This window comes from Streptomyces sp. JJ36, from assembly GCF_021696945.1.
Classification (GTDB): domain Bacteria; phylum Actinomycetota; class Actinomycetes; order Streptomycetales; family Streptomycetaceae; genus Streptomyces.
Map to the genome: position 1 here is coordinate 14,227 of NZ_JACYHE010000064.1, position 20,542 is coordinate 34,768.

At 75.2% G+C, this 20,542-nt stretch carries 18 protein-coding genes; 9 read left to right on the forward strand and 9 right to left on the reverse strand.

Translation table 11 applies throughout. From position 1 onward, the window contains the following. Positions 1-52: 52 nt before the first annotated feature. The 5 genes from HOY81_RS20735 to HOY81_RS20755 form a co-directional block, all read right to left on the reverse strand. Positions 53-337, reverse strand: coding sequence for an acyl-CoA carboxylase epsilon subunit (locus tag HOY81_RS20735; protein WP_237321984.1), 285 nt, complete (start codon positions 335-337; stop codon positions 53-55). Next, positions 334-1,917 carry an acyl-CoA carboxylase subunit beta gene (locus HOY81_RS20740; protein ID WP_237322001.1) on the reverse strand — a complete coding sequence of 528 codons (1,584 nt, stop codon included), beginning with the start codon at positions 1,915-1,917 and terminating at the stop codon, positions 334-336. Before HOY81_RS20740 ends, HOY81_RS20735 begins: the two co-directional genes overlap by 4 nt. Positions 1,918-1,977: 60 nt before the next feature. Continuing rightward, a complete protein-coding gene (locus tag HOY81_RS20745; RefSeq protein ID WP_237322002.1) occupies positions 1,978-2,865 on the reverse strand; it encodes an MBL fold metallo-hydrolase in 888 nt (295 codons plus the stop codon). 71 nt (positions 2,866-2,936) lie between these two features. Further along, positions 2,937-3,803, reverse strand: a complete 867-nt coding sequence (locus HOY81_RS20750; protein WP_237321985.1) for a 4'-phosphopantetheinyl transferase superfamily protein — start codon at positions 3,801-3,803, stop codon at positions 2,937-2,939. A gap of 3 nt (positions 3,804-3,806) precedes the next feature. After that, entirely contained in the window at positions 3,807-5,549 is a 1,743-nt protein-coding gene (locus tag HOY81_RS20755; RefSeq protein ID WP_237321986.1) for an acyl-CoA dehydrogenase family protein, read from the reverse strand. Positions 5,550-5,731: 182 nt separating this feature from the next. Between HOY81_RS20755 and HOY81_RS20760 the strand changes: the two genes are divergently transcribed. The 5 genes from HOY81_RS20760 to HOY81_RS20780 all read left to right on the forward strand — a co-directional run bounded on the left by HOY81_RS20760 (position 5,732) and on the right by HOY81_RS20780 (position 11,218). Beyond that, positions 5,732-6,184 (forward strand): YbhB/YbcL family Raf kinase inhibitor-like protein, encoded by a 453-nt coding sequence (locus HOY81_RS20760; protein ID WP_237321987.1) that lies wholly within the window; start codon positions 5,732-5,734, stop codon positions 6,182-6,184. Positions 6,185-6,197: 13 nt separating this feature from the next. Then, positions 6,198-7,628 carry an RtcB family protein gene (locus tag HOY81_RS20765; RefSeq protein WP_237321988.1) on the forward strand — a complete coding sequence of 477 codons (1,431 nt, stop codon included), beginning with the start codon at positions 6,198-6,200 and terminating at the stop codon, positions 7,626-7,628. A gap of 328 nt (positions 7,629-7,956) precedes the next feature. After that, complete coding sequence (locus HOY81_RS20770; protein WP_237321989.1) at positions 7,957-8,235, forward strand: hypothetical protein; 279 nt, start codon at positions 7,957-7,959, stop codon at positions 8,233-8,235. Positions 8,236-8,694: 459 nt separating this feature from the next. After that, the gene (locus HOY81_RS20775; RefSeq protein WP_237321990.1) at positions 8,695-10,821 is read left to right on the forward strand and encodes a prolyl oligopeptidase family serine peptidase; all 2,127 of its coding nucleotides are present in this window, start codon (positions 8,695-8,697) and stop codon (positions 10,819-10,821) included. Between the two features lie 67 nt (positions 10,822-10,888). Next, positions 10,889-11,218, forward strand: a complete 330-nt coding sequence (locus HOY81_RS20780; protein ID WP_237321991.1) for a hypothetical protein — start codon at positions 10,889-10,891, stop codon at positions 11,216-11,218. A gap of 535 nt (positions 11,219-11,753) precedes the next feature. Here the strand turns inward: HOY81_RS20780 and HOY81_RS20785 are convergent. The 3 genes from HOY81_RS20785 to HOY81_RS20795 all read right to left on the reverse strand — a co-directional run bounded on the left by HOY81_RS20785 (position 11,754) and on the right by HOY81_RS20795 (position 16,041). Further along, positions 11,754-12,353 (reverse strand): hypothetical protein, encoded by a 600-nt coding sequence (locus HOY81_RS20785; protein WP_237321992.1) that lies wholly within the window; start codon positions 12,351-12,353, stop codon positions 11,754-11,756. A gap of 201 nt (positions 12,354-12,554) precedes the next feature. Then, entirely contained in the window at positions 12,555-14,138 is a 1,584-nt protein-coding gene (locus HOY81_RS20790; protein WP_237321993.1) for an exopolysaccharide biosynthesis polyprenyl glycosylphosphotransferase, read from the reverse strand. A gap of 577 nt (positions 14,139-14,715) precedes the next feature. After that, a complete protein-coding gene (locus tag HOY81_RS20795) occupies positions 14,716-16,041 on the reverse strand; it encodes an ANTAR domain-containing protein (RefSeq protein ID WP_237321994.1) in 1,326 nt (441 codons plus the stop codon). A 496-nt stretch (positions 16,042-16,537) separates the two neighbouring features. On the opposite strand from HOY81_RS20795, the gene HOY81_RS20800 reads away from it, so the two are divergent. Together HOY81_RS20800 and HOY81_RS20805 are read left to right on the forward strand one after the other, a co-directional pair. Further along, the gene (locus tag HOY81_RS20800) at positions 16,538-17,320 is read left to right on the forward strand and encodes a GAF and ANTAR domain-containing protein (protein WP_237321995.1); all 783 of its coding nucleotides are present in this window, start codon (positions 16,538-16,540) and stop codon (positions 17,318-17,320) included. Positions 17,321-17,354: 34 nt separating this feature from the next. Beyond that, positions 17,355-18,110 (forward strand): GAF and ANTAR domain-containing protein, encoded by a 756-nt coding sequence (locus HOY81_RS20805; RefSeq protein ID WP_237321996.1) that lies wholly within the window; start codon positions 17,355-17,357, stop codon positions 18,108-18,110. A gap of 49 nt (positions 18,111-18,159) precedes the next feature. Here HOY81_RS20805 and HOY81_RS20810 read toward each other — a convergent pair whose 3' ends face one another. After that, positions 18,160-18,618, reverse strand: coding sequence for an archease (locus HOY81_RS20810; RefSeq protein WP_237321997.1), 459 nt, complete (start codon positions 18,616-18,618; stop codon positions 18,160-18,162). Positions 18,619-18,961: 343 nt separating this feature from the next. On the opposite strand from HOY81_RS20810, the gene HOY81_RS20815 reads away from it, so the two are divergent. Together HOY81_RS20815 and thiI are read left to right on the forward strand one after the other, a co-directional pair. Beyond that, entirely contained in the window at positions 18,962-19,126 is a 165-nt protein-coding gene (locus HOY81_RS20815; RefSeq protein WP_237321998.1) for a hypothetical protein, read from the forward strand. 130 nt (positions 19,127-19,256) lie between these two features. Further along, the coding region (gene thiI, locus HOY81_RS20820) for a tRNA uracil 4-sulfurtransferase ThiI (RefSeq protein WP_237321999.1) at positions 19,257-20,542 on the forward strand (1,286 nt) is incomplete at its 3' end.

Below are 20,542 nucleotides of genomic sequence, written 5' to 3' on the forward strand. Positions count from 1 at the left end.
GCGGTCAGGCCGCACGCAGCCGGTGGCAGGTAGGGCGGCGGCCGGGCAGCAGTCAGGCGGCGCTGCGCCATCCCGGGCGTGCACGGGCGCTCCAGGCCCGCGCCGGCCGGCGCTCCTCCCGCCGGCCCCAGGGGGCCCCGCGCGGCGCCCTGAGCCCTGCGGCGGCGCCCGGCGCGGCCGCCGCCTCCCCGTTCCGCCGCAGCCGGGCGGTCAGCACCACGGCGAGGGCGGCGAGTTCCTCCGGTGTCGGCCGGCCGCGGGTGATCCGCCACGACGCGGCGCCCAGCAGGTCGTGTGCCGCCGCCCCCGCCGCGGCGGCCTCCGGTGCGGCGCTCACTGCGGCTGGTTCCCGTGTTTGCGGCTGGGCAGCGCGGCGTGCTTGTCGCGCAGCACGGCCAGCGTGCGGGCCAGGGCGGCGCGGGTCTCCGCCGGGTCGATCACGTCGTCCACCAGGCCGCGTTCGGCGGCGTAGTAGGGGTGCATGAGCTCCTCCCGGTACTCCTTGACCAGTTGCGCGCGGGTCGCCTCCGGGTCGTCCGCCTGCGCGATCTGCCGCCGGAAGACCACGTTGGCGGCGCCCTCGGCGCCCATCACGGCGATCTCGTTCACCGGCCAGGCGAGTGAGACGTCGGTGCCGATGGAACGCGAGTCCATCACGATGTACGCGCCGCCGTACGCCTTGCGCAGCACCACCGAGATCCGCGGGACGGTGGCGTTGCAGTAGGCGTAGAGCAGCTTGGCGCCGTGCCGGATCACGCCGCCGTGCTCCTGGCCGACGCCCGGCAGGAAACCGGGCACGTCGACCAGGGTGACCAGCGGGATGTTGAAGGCGTCGCACATCTGCACGAAACGGGCGGCCTTCTCGCTGGCCTCGATGTCCAGCACCCCGGCCAGGTGCTGCGGCTGGTTGGCGACGATCCCGGCGACCTCGCCGCCGATCCGGGTCAGCGCGCACACCACGTTGGGCGCCCAGCCCTGGTGGACCTCGAAGAACTCGCCGTCGTCGGCGATCTCCTCGAGCACCGCGGTGATGTCGTAGGCACGGTTCGGGTCGGCCGGGACGAGGTCCACCAGCGCCTCGGTGCGCCGGCCGGGCGGGTCGTCGCTCGGCACCGCGGGCGGCAGCTCACGGTTGTTCGACGGCAGGAACGACAGCAGGTGGCGCACGTCGCTCAGGCAGGACTCCTCGTCGTCGTGGACAAAGCCGGCCACCCCGGTCCTCGTCCCGTGCACGTCGGCGCCGCCCAGCTCCTCGTGGGTGATGTGCTCCCCGGTCACCGCCTCCACCACGTCCGGGCCGGTGATGAACATCTGGGAGGTGCCGCGCACCATGAAGACGAAGTCGGTGAGGGCGGGCGAGTACGCCGCCCCGCCCGCGCACGGTCCCATGATCACGCTGATCTGCGGGATCACCCCGGAGTTGCGGACGTTGCGGCGGAAGATGCCGCCGTACCCCGCGAGCGCCGTCACGCCCTCCTGGATACGGGCGCCCGCGCCGTCGCAGAGCCCGACGAGCGGGGCGCCCGCCGTCTCCGCCAGGTCCATGACCTTGTGGATCTTCTCGGCGTGCGCCTCGCCCAGCGCGCCCCCGAAGACCCGGAAGTCGTGCGCGTAGGCGAAGACGGTGCGGCCGTCGACCTGACCCCAGCCGGTGACCACGCCGTCGGTGTACGGCCGCCGGTCCTCCAGGCCGAAACCGGAGGCGCGATGCCGGCGCAGCGGCTCGGTCTCGGCGAACGTGCCCGCGTCGAAGAGCAGTTCCAGCCGTTCCCGGGCGGTCAGTTTTCCCTTCGCCTTCTGGGCGCGCGTGGCCTTTTCGCTCGGCCCCGCCAGCACCGACTCCCGCAGTGCGTGCAGTTCGGCCACACGGGCGCGGGTGCTGTCCTCCGCGACCGGATTCGGCGCGGTGCTCGCGATGTCCTGGGTGACAGTCACAACGGACCCCTTTCAGGTCGTCACGCACGGAACTCGGGACGTTCACACATGGCAGGCGGGGAGGCCGCCGTGAAAGGCGACCATCTCCGAGAAGAGCAGCCCGATGTCGAGCGGGCGGCCCGGTTCGGCGCCGGCCTCCTCCGCGAACGCGCGGTGCAGATTGGGCACCAGGCGCTCGCTGTCGAGCAGGTCCCCGTACGGGCCGGGGCCGGCCTCCCGGGCGGTCTCCAGCGGGGTCGCGCCGGCCGCGACGCCCTCCGCCGCGAGGCGCTGCACCCGGCGCAGATAGCCCTCCGTGGTGTCCAGCAGCCCGGGCCCCCCGACCGGCCCGTGGCCCGGCACGATCACGCGCGGCCCGAGCTCCCGCAGCCGCCGGGTGACCTCCAGGGAACCCGCCACGGACCCGGTGAGGCAGAAGGGCGTGACACCGTTCATCACCAGGTCGCCGGCGAACAGGACGCGCTGCTCCGGGAGCCACACCACGGTGTCGTTGGTGGTGTGTGCGACGCCCAGGTGCCGCAGCTCCGCCCGGACCGCGCCGAGATGCAGGGTCACCGGCTCCCGGAAGGTCACGGTGGGCAGCTCCACGGAGAGTGCGCCCCAGCACACGTCCGGCCACAGACCGGTCAGGTGGAGCTGGGCCAGGTCCATCTCCGCCCGGGTCGCCTCGTGCGCGAGGATCACCGCGTGGTCCGCGAAGCGGCTGTTGCCGAAGGTGTGGTCCCCGTGCGGATGGGTGTTGACCAGGTACCGGGGCGGAGCGGGCGTGACCGCGGCGACGGCCTCGGCCAGGGCGCGCGTACGGGCCTCGGTGGCGGCGGTGTCGATGAGAGCCGGCCGCCCGCCGGCCGTGATGAGGCCCGCGTTGTTCAGGCACCAGCCGCCGTCGGGCTGTACATAGGCGTGGACGTCCTCGGCGACCTCCACCATCCGGGCGGCGCCCACCGAACGGTCCGCCCGGTCCGCTCCGTCCGGGCGCGGCGGCTGCTCCGGGCGGCCCGTCACGACGCCCTCCCGCCGGCCGGCAGCTCGTCCTCGCGGGAACAGCGGACGACCTCCCGCATCAGCGACCGGTCCACCATGCCCGCGGCGGCGGGCACCCCGCCGGTGGCGAACGCGGTGGGCCCGACGGCGGCGCTCAGCGTGCAGCCGTCGTCCAGCGGGTGGGTCTCGAACCGCCAGCCCGCGTCCGCCGCGGGCAGTCCGTCCGTACCCAGCAGCCGCGGGGTGGCTGTGGCGGTCGCCGGGGTGGTGAAGCCGAACGACCGGAACGGCAGCCGGACCCCCAGCCCCAGCGCCTTCGCGTACGCCTCCTTGAGCGTCCACAGCCGGATCACCGCCGCGTTCCGCTCGGTCTCCGGCAGCCAGTCCAGCGCCGCGCGCTCGTGCCCGGTGCAGATGTCCTCCTCCAGCCCGGTGCCGTACGCCGCCCGCCCGGGGCGCTCCACATCGACGCCGACGGGTCCGAGGCGGCTCAGCCCCACGGCCACGAGCGGCCCGGTGTGGCTCAGGCTCACCTCCAGCGGGCCGCAGCCCCGCAGGTAGGGACGCCCGTTGGGGCGCCGGGCCAGCTCCAGTTCCGCGGGGCGGACACCGAGGACCGCGGCGGCGGCGTGCTTCAGCAGCAGCCGGGACGCGGCGAACCGTGCCCGGCCGCCGGCGCCTTCGAGAGCGGCGTACCGCCCGGCCTCGTGACCGAGCAGACCCCGCAGCGCGGTCCCGCCGCCCGGCGCCGGCCAGTCCGTCACGCGCCCCCACACCAGCGCGTAGCCGCCGTCCCGCAGCGCGTCACGGAGCGGTTCCCAGGGGCCGCCGGGACCGCGGACGCACAGCGGCGGCGGTCCTGCCAGACCGCGGGGTACGGACATGGGTCATCCCTTCTCGCGCCGCCGGGCCGGTGCGCCCAGCGGGGTGGCGTACAGGTCGAGGCTGCGGCCCTCGCGGCAGCGGCGTACGGCCTCGTCGAGCAGCTCCTCCTCCGGGCCGGCCTCCGCCGCCGCCCCGGGCACGCCGAGCCGCAGCGCGATCCGGCCGAGGGCGGCACGCAGCCAGGCCGGGCGGGCGAGGAAGCCGCCGTCCGGCGCCCGCGCGGCCGCCCGCCACACGCCCAGGCAGGCGGCGGCCGCGGCGAGTAGGGCGTAGCGCTCGGCGAGGGCGTAGCCGCGGGGGTTGGCGAGCGCGGCCGGGCTGAGCTCCGGCAGGTCCCGGCAACTGGCGCGCAGGGCCGCCAGCTCGGCGGCGAGGGCGGCCGGCACCCGGCGCACGGCGGTCCCGGGCCGGTCCGCGCCGTCCCGGGCGTCGCCGGCGTCGCCGGCGGCCAGCAGGGCCAGCACCGGGTCGTCGGCGGCGGCCAGCTTCAGGCGGGCGGGGACGAGCGGGGGCAGCGCGCCGCCGGGGAGGAAGAGCCCGTCGGGGGCGGTGGGCCCCTCGGGGGTCCACGACCGCCGGGCCAGCGTGGGCAGTTGCGGCAGCAGGACGGCGAGGGCCGCGGCGGAACCGGCCTGGCCGGGAGGCATCGCCGCGAGGTCGCGCAGGTGGCGGTGGAAGGTGCCGTACCCGGCGTCCTCCCGCAGCGAGTCGGTGCCGAGCACCGCCATCAGGTCCCCGGCGCCCTCCTGGAGGAGCCGCAGGACGAGGTAGCGGGCGGCGGCGGACCAGATGCTCGACCGGTCCGGCAGCAGGTGCAGGGCGCGGGTCGCCACCAGGCAGAGGCAGTCGGCGGCGAGCAGGTCCGCGAAGGCGGCCGCCACCGCCCGCCGGGTGAAGCGCGAGCGCAGCCCGCGCACCCCGCCGCCGCCCGCGAGGGCGGCGGCGACCACGGTGCGCAGCGCGGTGTCCGCGCAGCCGACCGCCATCGACGGGCCGAGCGGGCGGCTGACCTGGAGCACCCGCTGCGTCACCGACCAGCCGTCGCCGGCCTCGCCGACGACGGCGCCAGCGGGCACCGGCCAGCGGTCCAGGGCCAGTTCCCCGGCCGGGATGCGGCGCGGGACCCCGGTGTCGTACGGGGAGAGCTGGCGCACGCTGCCGGACGGCAGGTGCTCCCGGTGCAGCAGCAGCGCCGAGTCCCCGGAGCCCCCGGCGTGCCGGGGGACGAGGGCGAACGCCGCGGCACGCGGCGCGTTGACCAGGGCGGGCGTGCGGCCGCTCAACACCAGCCCCGCAGCGCCGGGCCGCCCGGCCCGGTCCGGCGCGGCCGCGACGAGGCCGGCGCTGCCGAAGGCGCCGGTGGCGATCCGGTGGCCGTCGAGGAGCAGGCGGGCGGTGGCGGACCGCTGCCCGGCGGTGCCGAAGCACCAGACGAAGAGGGCGGCGGTGAGGGAGGCGGAGCCGTAGCCGCGGGCGAGCGCCGCGTCCCGCCGGAACACGGCGCGCAGCAGGAGCGTCACCGTCTCCAGGCCGGTCAGCCGGCCCCCGAGGGTGACGGGCACGAACTCCCGGTGCAGTCCGGAGGAGGCCAGCAGCGCCTCGCCGCCCAGCGGGAGCTCGTCCCGGCGGTCGGCCGCGAGCACCGCCGCGTCGCCGAGCGGGCTCGCGGGGTCGCGGGGGTCGCCGAGCGCCGCCTCCAGCGCGGCGACCCGAGCGGAGGAGTGCCGGGGCGCCGGTGCGTCCATCGTGGCCTCCTCCGTCCGCCCGCGGGTGCCGAACCGTCCCGAACCTCGCCGACCCGGCTGGAGGGTGGCTCGCAGCCGCCTCGAGAGCAGGCCGTGCCGCGGGCGACCCGTGCGCCCCGGGGTGCGTTCGACGGGTCGTACGGCGGGTGCATGGCGGACGGGACCGGGGGTACCTCGGCCGCATGGCTGGAATCGAACTCAGGAGTTCCGCGTTCAACGACCACGCCCCCATCCCCCGCCGCTACGCGTGGGAGGGCGAGAACGCGTCGCTGCCCCTGGACTGGTCCGGGGTGCCGGACGACGCGGAGGAGCTGGTGCTGCTCTGCGAGGACCCCGACGCCCCGTCGGGCACCTTCGTGCACTGGGCGGTCACCGGCATCGATCCGCACAGCAGCGGCGTGGACACGGACCGGAGCCCGCCGGGCGGCACCGAGCTGGTCAACGGCTTCGGTGAGCGCGGCTGGGGCGGCCCCCACCCGCCGCCCGGTGACGAGGCGCACCGCTACTTCGTACGCCTCTACGCGCTCTCCGAGCCGTGCGAGCTGCCGGACGCCCCGAGCGCCGACCAGGTGCACCGGGCCGTCGAGCAGCGGGAGCTGGCCAGCGGCACCCTGGTGGGGCTGTACCACCGCTGAGGGGGCGACGGGAATGGCCGCAGCGCGGGCCCCGGAGGCCGTGGAGGAGCGTCCGTACCGCTTCCGCATCGCGCCGCGGCCCGGAATGCGGGTCCCGGGCGTGGTGTTCGCCTCGCGTGAGCTGCTCGGGGACGCCGAGGAGGCGCTGGAGCAGGTCGCCAACGTGGCGGCGTTGCCGGGCATCGTGGGCGCCTCGTACGCGATGCCGGACATCCACTGGGGGTACGGCTTCCCCATCGGCGGGGTGGCCGCCACCGACCTGGACGCCGACGGCGTGGTCTCGCCCGGGGGCGTCGGCTTCGACATCTCCTGCGGGGTGCGGCTGCTCGCCGCCGACTGCGACCGGCGTGAGTTCGCGCCCGCGCTGAGCACGGTGCTGGACGGCCTGGACCGGGCGATTCCGCGTGGCGCCGGGCCCGGCGGGGTGTGGCGGCCGGACGGTCCCGGGGAGCTGGAGCGGGTGCTGCGCGGCGGCTCCCGGTACGCGGTGGAGCGGGGGCACGGTGAGGAGGGCGACCTGCGCCGCTGCGAGGACGCCGGCGCGGTCCCGGACGCGGACGTGGGCGAGGTGAGCGAACGGGCGCGGGAACGCGGGCTGGTGCAGGTCGGCAGCCTCGGCTCGGCCAACCACTTCCTGGAGGTGCAGGCGGTCGAGACGGTGTACGACGAGCCGGTCGCCACGGCCTTCGGGCTCGCCCCCGGGCAGGTGTGCGTGATGATCCACTGCGGTTCCCGCGGGCTGGGACACCAGATCTGCACCGATCATGTGCGGGCGATGGACCGGGTCATGGCCCGGTACGGCATCGAGGTGCCGGACCGGCAGCTCGCCTGCGCCCCGGCCGGCTCGCCGGAGGGCCGGGCCTACCTCGGCGCGATGGCCGCCGCGGCCAACTACGGGCGCGCCAACCGGCAGCTCCTCTCCCAGGCGGCCCGGCGGGTGCTCCGCGACGCCGCGGGCGTGCGGCTCTCGCTGGTGTACGACGTCTCGCACAACCTCGCCAAGACCGAGACCCACCGGGTGGACGGCGCCGAACGCCGGCTGTGCGTGCACCGCAAGGGCGCCACCCGGGCGTTCCCGCCCGGCCATCCGGAGCTGCCGGAGGATCTGCGCGAGGCCGGGCAGCCGGTGCTCATCCCGGGCACCATGGGCACCTCCTCCTACGTGCTGACCGGGGTGCCCGGCGGGGACGCGTTCCACTCGACCTGCCACGGCGCGGGGCGGGTGATGAGCCGGCACCGGGCGGCGCGCACGGTGCACGGCCGGGAGTTGCGGGACCGGCTGGAACGGGCCGGCATCGCGGTCCGCCCGCTCTCCCTGCGAGGGCTGGCCGAGGAGACCCCGGAGGCGTACAAGGACGTCGGCGACGTGGTGGCCGCCGGCGAGGGTGCGGGGCTCTGCCGGAAGGTGGCGCGGCTGGTGCCGCTCGGTGTGGTGAAGGGCTGACGGATTCCGGCGCGCCGCCGCCGTACCGGCCCGTGAGCATTCCACCGGCGGCCGGGGCGCCGCGCCCCGGCACACCCCCCGCGCTGCGCGAACTCGCGTGTCACCACAGCAAAGCACCAGGGAATCCGCCCTTTCCGGGCGCCGCCTGTCCCGGCTCCGGTACCCGTACCCCATTCAGAGCATTTCCGCTGGCCGGGTGTAAGTGTGCGGAGGCATTCTGAAATGCGGCGTGTCCGCGTGGCTTGCACGGGCCGCGCGGCTGATCATTACCGCGTCTGCACGGACCGGACCGGTCCGTGGCAACACTCTGAGGAAACAGGAGACACAGATGCGCAAGATCCGCGCCGCTGCCGCTGTCGCGGCGATGGTTGCCGGGCTCGGCACGGTGGGTGCCGGCGCCGCCTTCGCCGGTGGCCACCCGCCCGTCATCGACCAGACCAACACCGCCGCCTGCGAGCAGGATGTGGACCAGAACTCCGCCGCCCTGATCGGCGACGTGAACCTGGCGCTGGGCCTCGGTCTGCTCGGTCAGGGTGAGGCGGAGGTCGAGACCGACCGCTCGATCAACCCGACCTGCGAGTTCGACCAGGAGAACGAGGTCGACTGACCCTCTCTCGAGGGTCGCTGACGGACAAGTTCCTGTCGGGCTGAAGCCCGGCTCGGGGCGGCTTCCCTTTCCTGGCAGGACGCGAAGACCCCCGGTTCTTCCGGAACCACGAGTTTCCGGCAGACCGGGGGGCTTCGCCCTTTCGTCTGTCCGCGCATGCGCGTCATGTTTCCGTACGGGAATTCCGCACGGAATGCGCCGCACGGAAACCGCATCACCGCCCGTGCCGGTTGCGCCTTTCCGGCCCGGACACCCCCCCTTCTGGACCAAGGAGACCCCTGATGACTCACCTTCCTCTGCTCGGACAGGCCCTGCCGCTGCCGCTCCCCCTCGGCAGCGAGTCGGCGCCGGAGAGCTGGCGTGTCGCCGTCGTCACCGGTGACGAGAGCTGAACCGGCCGGACACGCGGCGAGCGCCCGGCGCCCCGGCGCCGGGCGCTCGCGCTCTGGGAGTCGTCTCGTGAAGCACACTTCTGCACCGCGCGAGGCCCTGGTCGAGAACCTCCACGGCCACGGCGTGGCGGATCCGTACCGGTGGCTGGAGGACGACGAGGACGCGCGCACCCGCGCCTTCGTCCGGGAACAGGACGCGATGTTCCGGGCCGTACGGGAGACCTGGCCCGGCCGCGGCGAGTGGTGGCGGGCGCTGACGGCGTACACCCGCCCCCGGTCCGCGGCGCCGCCGCTGATCCGCGGTACCCGCCGGTTCACCCTGACCCATACGCACGCCGCACCGCACCCGAGGCTGTCGGTCGCCGACACGGCCACCGGCACGCACCACACGGTGAACCTGGGAGCGCCGGCATCCGGTGAGCACACCGTCGTACGGGGCGTGCGGCCCTCCTGGGAGGGAGACCGGCTGGTGTGCATGGTCTCCACCGGGGGCAGCGACCAGGTGACGCTGCACATCCTGGACGCGACCACCGGCGAACCCCTGGAACCGGCGCTGGGCCCGCTCCCGGCCGCCTGGCCCGCCTGGCTGCCGGGCGGCGCCGGCTTCTACTACGTGGGCTACCCCGGCCCGCCCCGCGCACAGGCGGACGCCACGGACCTGCGGGTGCGGCTGCACCACGTGGGAGGCGGCGCCGGCGCCGCCGACGACCCCGTCGTCTTCGGCGACCTGGACCCGGGCGGCTACTACGGGCTGACGATCGAACCCGCCGGCCACTGGCTGGCGGTCACCGTCTCCCGCGGCGCCACCAGCCGCAACGCCCTGTGGCTCGCCTCGCTCCACACCGATCCCGCCGCGCCCCGGTGGCGCCGCGTGACCGACCACACCGTCGGGGCGGTGGCACCGAAGTTCGGCACCGACGGGCGCCTGTACCTGCTGACCGATCACGGCGCGCCGCGGGGCCGGGTCTGCGCCGTCCATCCCGCCGACCTCCGGCCGGAGACGTGGCGCGAAGTGGTCCCGGAGGATCCCGAGGCGGTGCTGGACGACTGCGTCCTGCTCGACACCCCCTCGGGCCCGGGCGCCCTCGTGCTCCGCACCCGGCACGGCGTCAGCGAGCTCGCGCTCCACGACCCGTTCCGCGCCCGGAGACCCGCCCCGGTGCGGCTGCCCGGCGCGGGCCTCGCCTCCTCCCTGCGGGCGGACCCGCGGGGCGGGTCCGAGGCGTGGCTGCTCTACAGCGACTTCGGCACCCCGGCCGGACTGCACCGCTACGACACCCGCACGGGCCGTCTGACCCGGTGCCGGGACGTCCCCCGGCCGCGGGGCAGCGCCCCGGCCGTCCCGCCCGTGCACAGCCGGCTCGTGGAGTACCCGGCAGCGGACGGGACCACCGTGCGGATGTTCCTGCTGACCCCCGGGCGGGAGCCGGCCGGCCCCCGGCCCACCGTCCTCAGCGGCTACGGCGGCTTCGGAGTCCCGCTCCGGCCGGTGTACTCCCCCGTCGTACTGGCCTGGGTGGCCGCCGGCGGCCACTACGCGCTGGCCTGCGTACGCGGGGGCGGCGAGGAGGGCAGGGCCTGGCACGAGGCCGGGCGGGGACGCCGCAAGAAAACGGCCGTCGAGGACTTCACGGCGGCGGCGGACTGGCTGGTGCGCCGCGGCCTGACCGAACCGGGCATGCTGGCGGCCGCGGGCGCCTCGCACGGCGGGTTCCTGGTCGCCGCCGCCGCGACGCGCCGGCCGGACCTCTTCGCCGCCGTACTGTGCGCGGACCCGCTGCTGGACATGGTGCGCTACCAGCGGCTGGGCATCGGAGCCACCTGGACCGACGAGTTCGGCTCGGCCGACGACCCCGTCGACCTGGCCTGCCTGCTGGAGATCTCCCCGTACCACCAGGTACGGGAGGGCACGGACTACCCGGCGATCCTCTTCTCCGGCGGCACGGACGACCCCCGGCTGGGCGCCGCCCACGTCCGCAAGATGTGCGCCGCCCTGCAACACGCCGGGGCCCCGCCCTCGCGCGCCGTCATGCGGCGGGAGCCCGGCGTCGGGCACGGAGCCCGCAGCCCGCAGGCCACGCTCGCCCTGAACGCCGACGCGCTGGCGTTCCTGGGCACGCACACCGGACTCCGTCCGCGGCCGGGCGGCGGCGCTCCGCCGGACGGGCGGAGCACCCGGCACGGCGGCGGCTGAGCGTCCCCTTTCGGGACCGGAAGGAAACCGGAAGAAGACCGGAAGACCGGAAGAAAGGAAGACACCGATGCTGAACCCGACCAAGGCCAAGGCCGCTGTCGTCGCCGCCCTGCTGGGTGGTTTCGCGCTGCCGGGGGCCGGCCTGGCGCTGGCCCAGAGCGGGCCCGCACCGACGTGCACGCAGACCGAGGACGGCTACCGGTGCGTCCAGGAGATCGAACGCACCCTGACCGGCAAGAACCGGCAGGCGACCACCGAGAGCAGCGTCGAGTGCTCCGCCTCGGGCCGGGCGCACGCGGAGGCCCGCGGGCGGGCCGTGCGCGAGCTGGTGATCGAGAAGACCACGACCACGACGGAGTGCTCCGGCTCCAGCTCCAGCAGCGTCTCCCCCCGCTGAACCGGAAGGCAGCGGAACGGCCCCGGGGACCCGTGCGGACGGGTCCCCGGGGCCGAGCGCTGTACGGCGGGAGCGGTGCGGCGGGGAGGGCGATACGGCAGGGTAGACAGTGCAGGGCCACGCCGGCCCTGGAGACGACGACTCGGTTCCGAGATCGAGGTCACCCCGTGACTCGTGCTCAGGGAACCACCGGGCGGCCGGCGTGGCCGTGTGCAGCGTAATGCAGAACTCTCCGGCCGCAAGCCTCACATGCGTCCCGTTCCCCCTTTGTGCCCCCGAGGGGTACGAACGACGCTTGACTGGCCCAGCGCGGCGGCGGGAGGGGCCGCCCCGTCGTGCTCCACGACAGCCCCCGTGCGGCGGCGAGGAGGGGCACCCGACCGCACGGAGGCTTCGTGGTGATGACGGTCCACACCCGTCACGAACCGCTCATGGACCGCATCATCGGCTGTTCACGGCCCGACGGCCGCGTGCTGTCGCCCCCGGCCCCTCCCCCCGCTGGTGACCCGGGGGGCCGGGACCTCGGCGCGACGGATCAGTACCGGTTGAACGCGGCGTTCTCCTGCTCACAGACGAAGCCGGTGGTCCGGGCCGGGCGCAGCACCGCGACCGGCACGTTGAGCTGGACCGCGGTCTTCTGCGTGCACTGCATCGCCGGGCGGTTGACGTAGGTCGTCCGCGTCGACGTCGAGTAGGTGACGTTCTGCGGGGCCGCCTGGGGGGCGGCCTGCGGCGCCGGGCTCTGCTGCGGCATCTGCTGCTGCGGGGCCTGGAGCGGAGCCTGCTGCTGCGGCATCTGCTGCTGCGGAGCCTGCTGCTGCGGGGCCTGGAGCGGAGCCTGCTGCTGCGCCGGGTACTGCGGTGCCTGCTGGTGCGGCGCCTGCTGCTGCGGGTACTGCTGCTGCGGCGCCTGCTCCTGCTGCGGGTACTGCTGCTGCGGCATCTGCTGCTGCGGCGCCTGCTGCTGCGCCGGGTACTGCTGCGGAGCCTGCTGCTGCTGCGGAGCGGACTGGCTGTAGCCCTGCGGGTGCGGGCTGTACGGGCCGCCCTCCGTGTGGGCGGCTGCGGTGCCGGCCCCCAGGCCGGCCAGACCGACCGCAGCGGCGACGGTCACGATCTGCTTGATCTTGCGCATGGTTGTGGTTGCCCTTCGTGCACTGTCCGAACACGTATCACCATCACACTCCGCATACGTCTGCATACGGAAGGTGACGCGGCGCACGCTAGCAGATTCCACCCCTCAGGGAACGAATCGGCACACGCATCGACTCATGAGGTAGCGCTTCCGGCGGGGACCGCTCTGCCTCGGCCCCACGGCCCGCCGGGGTGTCACCTCTCAGCTCCCGGCCAGACGGAAGACGGCTCCGGCGGTGCGTGCCAGGATGCGGACGTCCTGCCAGAGCGACCAGGTCTCGATGTAGTGGTTGTCGAAGCGCGCCCGGTCCTCGATGGAGGTGTCGCCGCGCAGACCGCTGACCTGGGCGAGCCCGGTGATGCCGACGGGCATCCGGTGCCGGGCCGCATATCCGGGGTGTGCCGTGCTGAACTGCTGGACGAAGTAGGGCCGCTCCGGCCGCGGCCCCACCAGGCTCATGTCCCCGCGCAGCACGTTCCACAGTTGCGGCAGTTCGTCGAGCGACGTGCGGCGCAGGAAGCGTCCGACGGCGCTCATCCGCATGTCCCCGGCGACGTTCCAGCGGGTGGCCGACTCGTGGTGACCGGTGGGGCGCAGGCTGCGGAACTTCAGCATCACGAACGGGCGGCCGTGGACGCCGACGCGTTCCTGCCGGAAGAGCACACCGGGACCGTCGGCGAGGCGGACGGCGAGGGCACAGAGCGCGAGCAGCGGCGCGGCGGCGAGCAGGGCGAGCGCCGCCACGGTGACGTCGACGGCACGCTTGGCCGCGTGGGCGCAGACCCGCCGCGTCGGCGGGCGGAGGCGCACGCACGGGAAGCCCCAGACATGGCCGGCCTCCTCGGCGTGCCAGGCGAGACCGCCGGGCGCGGTCTCACCGTCGATCACCCAGACGGCACAGCCGAGTCCACGGAACAGGGCCATCAGCTCCGTGGTCTCGGGATCCCCCAGGGCGCGGCGGGTGAAGACCGCGTCGCACACGGAGTTCTGGACGACAGCCCGGGTGACGTCCTCGGCGGCGGTGAGCACGGGCACCGGCAGGCCGGCCGCGTCGCCCTGACCCGGTGGCGCGGCACCGGGCCCGGCCGCCTCCTCGGGGGCGGCGTGCGGCACCACCAGGCCCACGGGGCGGATCCCGTACTCCGGGTGCTCGTGGAGCACGGCGGCGATCCTGCGCGCCACCGCAGGGGTCCCGACGACCAGGGTGGAGCGCGGGTTGCGCCGCCGGCGGCGGCGCTGCCGGCCGTACACGGCGCCGCGCAGCAGCACCACCAGAACGACGTGCACGGCGACGAGGCACAGCAACCGCGTCCAGCCGACGGTGAGTTCCGGCCGTACGACGACGACCACGGTGGTGGCGGCGCCCCAGGCGAGGGCCGCCCGCCACAGCAGCCCGGGAAGCTCGTCGCAGGCCGTGCTCCACGGCCCGCGACGGTAGAGACCGCCCTGCTGGTGCAGGGCGACCAGCACCACCAGCGCCGGCACCAGACCCAGCAGGGCGGCACGGGGGCGGACCGTGGCGAGTGCGGTCGTGGCGGCCAGACAGTCGGCGGCCACCAGGCAGACGGCCTGCCCGCGGTCGCGCGGCGGGGTGCCGGTCCGGTGCGGGCGGGAGCGGGGCGCGGGGACGGCGGCGGTGGTGCTGCTGGTCGCCCTGCCGTGCCCTCCGCTCCGGTCCCGCCCGGGTCTCCGGGAACCGGGCTCCGGTGTGTCCGTCAGGTCTTCCGGCCGCCCCGGTTCCCGGGGCGGGGCCTCGGGGGCCGTTCCGGTGCTCTCCACCGTCATCGGACGACCGGTCCCTCGGAGTCCGGGCCCGGTCGGCAGGCCGGGCCGCGGGCCGCCGTGGCGGACGCGGCCGGAACGACGGCCGCGCCGCCGACGGGCTGCCGGGCCGCAGGGGGCGCGGCCGGGGGGCCGCCTCTTCGGTGCTGGTGAGCCATGCGCACGTCTCCCTACACCGGCGGGCCGGCCACGGCACCGCCGGTCATTCGCGATGTGTCAGCGGCGAGCCTCGGGGCGTCCAGGAGAGGCACCCGGCCCGCACGCGCCCACACCGCCCGGACCGGCGGCGAGCACGCCCCTGCGGACCCCGCGCATGCATCTGTGCACGATCCATCCTCTCTCTGAACGAATCTGCATAAACCGTGACAGAAGGAGAAGTGAAAATCACGCGGGACGCGCGCTGCGCGGGGAGGACGAGCCGGGCTCACCCAGGCGCTGGAACGGGGCCGTTCGCCACCGCGGGAGGCGCGCGGGACGGACCCCGTCTCCGCACGCCGACGGGGCCTCCGGCCGCAGCCGGAGGCCCCGTCGGCAGGCGCCCACCACCGTGCCGGAGGTGCGGTCCTCCGGCACGCGTCGCTCAGCGTGTCCTGGGCACTCCCGCCTCGTGCCCGGGAGCGGCCGGTTCGCCCGGCCCGGTCCCGTCGTCGCGGAAGCCGGGTGCCCGCAGGTGCAGGTACTTCAGCGCGTCGCGCACGGCCGTGTTCCGGTGCCAGGTGAGCCACCGACCGGCCTGAGCACCCATCTCGTCCAGCGCACGGGCCTGACCGGAGGTCAGCATCCGCCCCGGCCGCGCCATGTGGGCGTTGGCCACGCCCACGCACGCCGCGCCGTCCGTCAGCGGCGTGCTGTGCACGGCCCGGCTGCCCGCGGCGAGGAGCACCGCCCGTACGCTTTCCGGGAACGCGCCGGAGCCGGTGGCCACATCGGTGACCGTCACCCGGACCCGGTGCCGCGCCGCCTGCCCGCAGGGCGTGCCGTCCCCGCCGACGCGGTCGAAGAAGTCGACGAACTCCTCCGACAGGCCCTCGTGCGCCTCCAGCCGGAGGCCGCCGGTGAGGGGGTCGACGAGCTGCACGCTGCCCATGTCGGCGCCCGCGATCTCCAGGGTGCGCTCCAGCACGGCGTTGACGACCGTGCCGGCGTTGACCGTGCCGGCGTGGTCACGGGGCAGGAAGGAGAGCCGGGGCGGCTGGCGATGGGCCGCCGGTGGCTGCTCCCCGTCGCCCCGCGGGTCGGCCACCAGGGCGGCCGCCAGGGTCCGGAGCCGGATGTTGTACACCTGCGAACATCTCCGCAGCAGTTCGAAGGCCCGGCGCGGACCCGGCAACCCGTAGCGTTCCAGCAGCACGCCCAGGGCCTGGTCGATCAGTGGATGGGTGCGGACCCTCGCGCGCAGGTTCCGCACCTCCGCGCGGAGCGCCTCGACCTCCTTCCCCGCGGCCTCCCCGTCCCCGGCGCACAGGCCGGTCGCCGGAGCGCCGGCCTCCGGCCGTCCCGCACCGACGACCGCGGCCTCCAGCGCGCCCCGCGGAACACACGCCTCGAACAGCTCCTGCACGTTCGGGTGGACCTCGGTCGCCTCCGCCACCCCGGAGACCTCGAGCACGCGCTCGATGGCGGGGTTCGCGACGGCCAGCCGCAGCGCGGCGCCGGCAGCGGCGAAGTGCTCCGCGCAGCACAGCAGGCCGCGTGCGCCCCGGGCGGACAACAGGTGCACCAACGTGAGGTCCATGGCGACGGTGGGGGCGGCGACGTGGGACGGAGGCTCGGTGGCCAGAGCGAAAAGCGGGTGGTCCGCACTGTCGATTCCTCCCTCCGCCCGCAGCAGCCACAGGGAACTTCCGGCCTCCCCCGGCAGATGCACGGAGTCCGCCCGGACGGGCGACAACGCTTCTTCGGCCATGGCGCAACCTTCCCGGCAAGGGCCGCTCGGGCATATTCGCCCGTCGCGGCACCTAGCATGTGTTTCTGGACTTTTCGCAGCCTCCTCTTCACGGGTGGCAGCGGTCAAACAACGTAAACGGAATCCCGCGGGTCACACTTGACGGTCACTCGATCGGGCGCCGCCGCACCCCTCGGTTACGCCCGTCGGGTGCCGCGTCGTCACCGGTGTGCAACGCGGGGCGAGGTGAGATGCGGATGACGACACAGTCGTTCCCCAGAACTTCTTCGCCGGACGAGCGCGCCGCACGCCCTGCCGCGGCCCGCTGCCCACGGCGGAGTGAGCGGGACGCCCGTCGGGACCGGGAGCGACCCCGGGGGGAGACCGGTGTACACGTGGCCGTTCGGAGGAAACCGGGGGCGCAGCTTCCCTCCGGGAGCCCGGCCGGAGGAGAATGGGTCACGGCCGGCGCCGCACCGGCCGTGACGGGGGCCAGACGGGTCGGAGGTGGAACGGCGTGACGCGGGACCGCGGCGACAACACGGGCGGTCACGGCCGTGACGACGCCGGTGACCTCGGCACCTCCTGCGACGAACGGCGGATCGTCGAGGCGCTCGCCGAGAGCGTGCGCGGAGCGGCGTCCGGCTCGTCCCTGCGCAGGCTCTGCGAGACCTCCGTGGGACTTCTCCAGGTCTCCGGTGTGTCACTCTCCGTCACCGGGCACAGTGCCGACGCTTCCACCATGCTCTGCGCCACCGACGACGTCGCCGCCGGCCTCGCGGAGATGCAGTACACCCTCGGCGAGGGTCCGAGCTGTCAGGTCGGCGCAGGAAAGGCGCCCGTCTTCGCCCCCGACCTGACCGACAGTTCCTCGGCCCGGCGGTGGCCGCTCTTCACCGCGGAGGCCCTGCGCGTCGGCGCCCACGCCGTCTTCTCCGTACCGCTGGGCGACGGGGTCGCCGGGCTCGGCACGCTGGACCTGTACCGGGGGACGCCCGGCCCGCTCACCGCACGCCAGGTGCGCACGGCCTTCGCCGCCGCCGACGTGGCCACCTTCGCCCTGGTCGCGCTGGACCGGCGTTCCGCCGGGGCGGAAGAAGTCGTAGCGTGGCTATCGGGGGCGGAAGCGAATCACGAGGAGATTCACCAGGCCGCCGGAATGCTCATGGTGCGGCTCGGCGTCGGCATCGACGAGGCTCTCGCCCTGTTGCGAGCCCGCGCCTTCGCAGAAGGAACAACGGCGACCGAACTCGCCCGCGCAATCGTCAACCGCAGAACGGACGTCACCGGAAATGACTGAGACACAGGGGCGCAACCGGGGACGGGAGACGAGCATGAGCCGCGACGAGCAGTTGGCCAGGGCCTTCGTGGGGCTGGCGGACACCTTCTCCGACGAGTTCGACCCCCTCCTCCTCTTCCACCGCCTGGTCGCAGCTTCCGTGGAGCTGCTGGACGTCGACGCGGCCGCGGTGATGATGGCCGACGCCCGCGGCAGCCTGCGGACCATGGCGGCTTCCGAGGACGAGGCCGAGTTCCTCGAGCTGCTCCAGCTCCAGACCGGCTCCGGCCCGTGCATGGACGCCTACCGCACGGGGCTGGCCCGCGGTGTCCCCGACCTCGCCCGGGAGCGGGAGCACTGGCCCCGGCTGGTCCCCGCCGCACTGGGCGCCGGCTTCCAGGCCATGTACACCGTCCCGCTCCAGATGCACCACCGGGTGATCGGTGCGGTCAACTTCTTCCGCACCCGGAGCGGGGACCTCCCGGAGCACCACCAGGGACTGGCCCAGGCCCTGGCGGACGCCGCCGTGCTGGCCCTGATGCACTGGTCGCAGGAGCCCACGACCGCGGAGGACGTCCTGAGCCGTGTCCAGGGCGCGATCTCGGCGAAGACCATGCTCGAAGCGGCCAAGGGCATGATCGCGGAGTACGCCGGCGTCTCGATCGCCGAGGCGTCGGGCCTGCTGCGCACGTACGCGGAGAAGAACCGCAGACGGCTGGCGGAGACCGCGCAGGCGCTCACCGCCCGGGACCTCGACCCGGCGGCCGTGCTCAACGGCGGGCGGCCGGTCCCGCCGGAGGCCGGACGGTGAGCGGGGCACGCCTACGGCGTCCGGCTCCGGGGGTCCGGGTCCGGAGCGCTCAGACGTCGATGGTGGCGGCGCAGGACCAGCCGTAGGGACCGGGCGCCAGCCGCAGCTCGTTCCAGGAGACGCCCTTCGGCGCCGAGCCGGTACGCGGCACCGCGTCCAGCCCGGTCACCCCCAGGCGTACGTCCAGCCCGCCACCGGCAGCCGGACGGGCCTCGACCTCCACCGGCACCTCGCCGTACACCTCCAGCCGGTAGACCACCTCGTCCAGCAGGGCGGCCAGCGTGTCGGCGTCGCCGGTGTCCGCCAGGTGCAGACGGTGCACGGCGGCCGGACGGGCGCCGGAGACGTCGGCGAACCAGCCGACCATGCCCCGCGCCGCCTCCACCAGGCACTGCTCCCGGCTGGGCCCCCAGGCCTCGATGCGCACATCGGCCGTGTGCGGCACGGCCCGGTGCCCGGCCGCGCCGCGGCGGCGCGCCTGCACGTCCTCGCTGGGATCGCCGACCATGCCGTCCGCGTGCCCCTCCCGGCCGTGGTCATGCGCCGCAGGGGACGGGGACCGGCGTCCGCGGACGGCTGTGTGCGGGCGCCGCACCCGCGGCCCGGCGCGAGGCCCGGCGTGCGGGATCTGCCGGTCGATCATGACAGAATGACAGGCGTGCACGTCACGGTCCGGAATCGGGCCGGTAGACGCCCGACTGCCCGCCGCCCGTACGGGGAACACGCCGGTACACGCGGAGACACGCGGAGACACGCGGAGACACGCGGGAGAGACGCGGGAGAGACGCGGGAGACACGGACCACTCGGGGGAAGACCACCGGGCTTTCGGAGCCTGCGGAAGGAGATCGCGATGGATGCACTGATGTGGCTGACCATTCCGCTCATAGCGGGGGTTCTCGCCGGTATCTGGGCCGTGCAGGCGGGGCGGCCCCGCGAGCAGCGGCCGTGGACCGAACTGGAGCAGTACCGGGGCTTTCAGGCCGCCCTGGCCCGGAAGTCGCCCGGCCGGTCCTGAAGGCCCCGGGCCACCGGGTCCCTCAGGAACGGCCGGCGCGGAGCCGGACGGCGGGCAGCACGTCGTCCCGGGTGGTCCCGGGGCGGGGTGACGGGAAGTGCGTGCGCGAGACGACGGGAGGCGGAGAACCGTGACGCGCCGGTGTGTCCTGCTGAAGCACGGGGAGATCGTCCTCAAGGGGCGCAACCGCAACCGCTTCGAGAACCGCCTGCGGAACAACCTGCGGGCCGCCCTCGAAGGGGTCGGCCCGGTGCGCGTCACGACGCGGGGCAGCGTCACCGAGGTGTCCGGCAACGCCCCCGTGGAGGAGCTGACCGCACGGGTCAGGCAGGTCATGGGGTACGACCTCGTGCAGCCGGCACTCGCGGTGCCGAAGGACGAGCGGGAGATCGCAGCGGCAGCCGTGGAGCTGGTGGCCGGCCGCTCCGGCGGCACCGGCACCTTCGCGGTGCGGGCCCGGCGCCGCGACAAGGCGTTCCCGCTGCGCTCCACGCAGCTCGCCGCGTTCCTGGGGGCCCGGATCCGGGAGGAGCTGGGCCTCCGGGTGGATCTCGGCAGCCCGGACACGGAGCTCTCGGTCGAGATCGACCGGGACGCGGCATACCTCTCCGTCGAGCGCCTGCCGGGGCAGGGCGGACTGCCCGTCGGCGCCAGCGGACGGGCCGTGGCGCTGCTCTCCGGCGGGTACGACTCCCCCGTCGCGGCCTACCGCGCGATGCGACGCGGGCTGCGCTGCGAGTTCGTGCACTTCACCGGCGCGCCGTACACCGGGCCCGCATCGGCCTACAAGGCGTACGCCCTGGTCCGCGAGCTGGCCCGCTACCAGCCGGGGGCACGGCTGCACATCGTGCCGCTCGGCAGCGCCCAGCGCTCCCTGGCCACCGCGGGAGCGGGGCGGCTCCAGATCGTGGCGCAGCGGCGGCTGATGGCCCGGGTGGGTGCGGAACTGGCGCGCCGGGCCCGGGCCCGGGCGCTGGTCACCGGGGACAGCCTGGGGCAGGTGGCGAGCCAGACGCTCTCCAACATGGCGGCCGTGGACGCCGCCGTACCGCTGCCGGTGCTGCGGCCGCTGCTCGGCTGGGACAAGAAGGAGATCCTGGCGGAGGCGGCGCGGATCGGCACCGAGACGGTCTCCCGGCTGCCGGACGAGGACTGCTGCCGCAACTTCGTCCCGCCGCGGGTGGCCACCAGCGCCGGGCGGGGGCAACTGGCGCGGCTGGAGGAGCGCTTCGACATGGAGGAGACGGTGGGCGCGCTCCTCGACCGGGCCCGGCTGGTCTTCCCCGGCACGGACGTCACCCCCGGGGAGGCGCCCGGCGCGGAGGCGGGCACCTGCGGCGTGCGGGCCGGCTCCGGCGCGGAGGCGCCGGCCGGCGCCTCCGGGGACGCGCCCGGCGCCCCGGCACCGCCCGGGCC

What these genes read in the sequence shown, in the direction of transcription:
- HOY81_RS20780 (WP_237321991.1), top strand. Translation starts at nt 10,889, where the DNA reads ATGCTGAACCCGACCAAGGCCAAGGCCGCTGTCGTCGCCGCCCTGCTG.
- HOY81_RS20755 (WP_237321986.1), bottom strand. Translation starts at nt 5,549, where the DNA reads ATGGACGCACCGGCGCCCCGGCACTCCTCCGCTCGGGTCGCCGCGCTG.
- HOY81_RS20750 (WP_237321985.1), bottom strand. Translation starts at nt 3,803, where the DNA reads ATGTCCGTACCCCGCGGTCTGGCAGGACCGCCGCCGCTGTGCGTCCGC.
- HOY81_RS20765 (WP_237321988.1), top strand. Translation starts at nt 6,198, where the DNA reads ATGGCCGCAGCGCGGGCCCCGGAGGCCGTGGAGGAGCGTCCGTACCGC.
- HOY81_RS20760 (WP_237321987.1), top strand. Translation starts at nt 5,732, where the DNA reads ATGGCTGGAATCGAACTCAGGAGTTCCGCGTTCAACGACCACGCCCCC.
- HOY81_RS20795 (WP_237321994.1), bottom strand. Translation starts at nt 16,041, where the DNA reads ATGGCCGAAGAAGCGTTGTCGCCCGTCCGGGCGGACTCCGTGCATCTG.
- HOY81_RS20805 (WP_237321996.1), top strand. Translation starts at nt 17,355, where the DNA reads ATGAGCCGCGACGAGCAGTTGGCCAGGGCCTTCGTGGGGCTGGCGGAC.
- HOY81_RS20810 (WP_237321997.1), bottom strand. Translation starts at nt 18,618, where the DNA reads ATGGTCGGCGATCCCAGCGAGGACGTGCAGGCGCGCCGCCGCGGCGCG.
- HOY81_RS20815 (WP_237321998.1), top strand. Translation starts at nt 18,962, where the DNA reads ATGGATGCACTGATGTGGCTGACCATTCCGCTCATAGCGGGGGTTCTC.
- HOY81_RS20785 (WP_237321992.1), bottom strand. Translation starts at nt 12,353, where the DNA reads ATGCGCAAGATCAAGCAGATCGTGACCGTCGCCGCTGCGGTCGGTCTG.
- HOY81_RS20770 (WP_237321989.1), top strand. Translation starts at nt 7,957, where the DNA reads ATGCGCAAGATCCGCGCCGCTGCCGCTGTCGCGGCGATGGTTGCCGGG.
- HOY81_RS20745 (WP_237322002.1), bottom strand. Translation starts at nt 2,865, where the DNA reads ATGGTGGAGGTCGCCGAGGACGTCCACGCCTATGTACAGCCCGACGGC.
- HOY81_RS20790 (WP_237321993.1), bottom strand. Translation starts at nt 14,138, where the DNA reads ATGACGGTGGAGAGCACCGGAACGGCCCCCGAGGCCCCGCCCCGGGAA.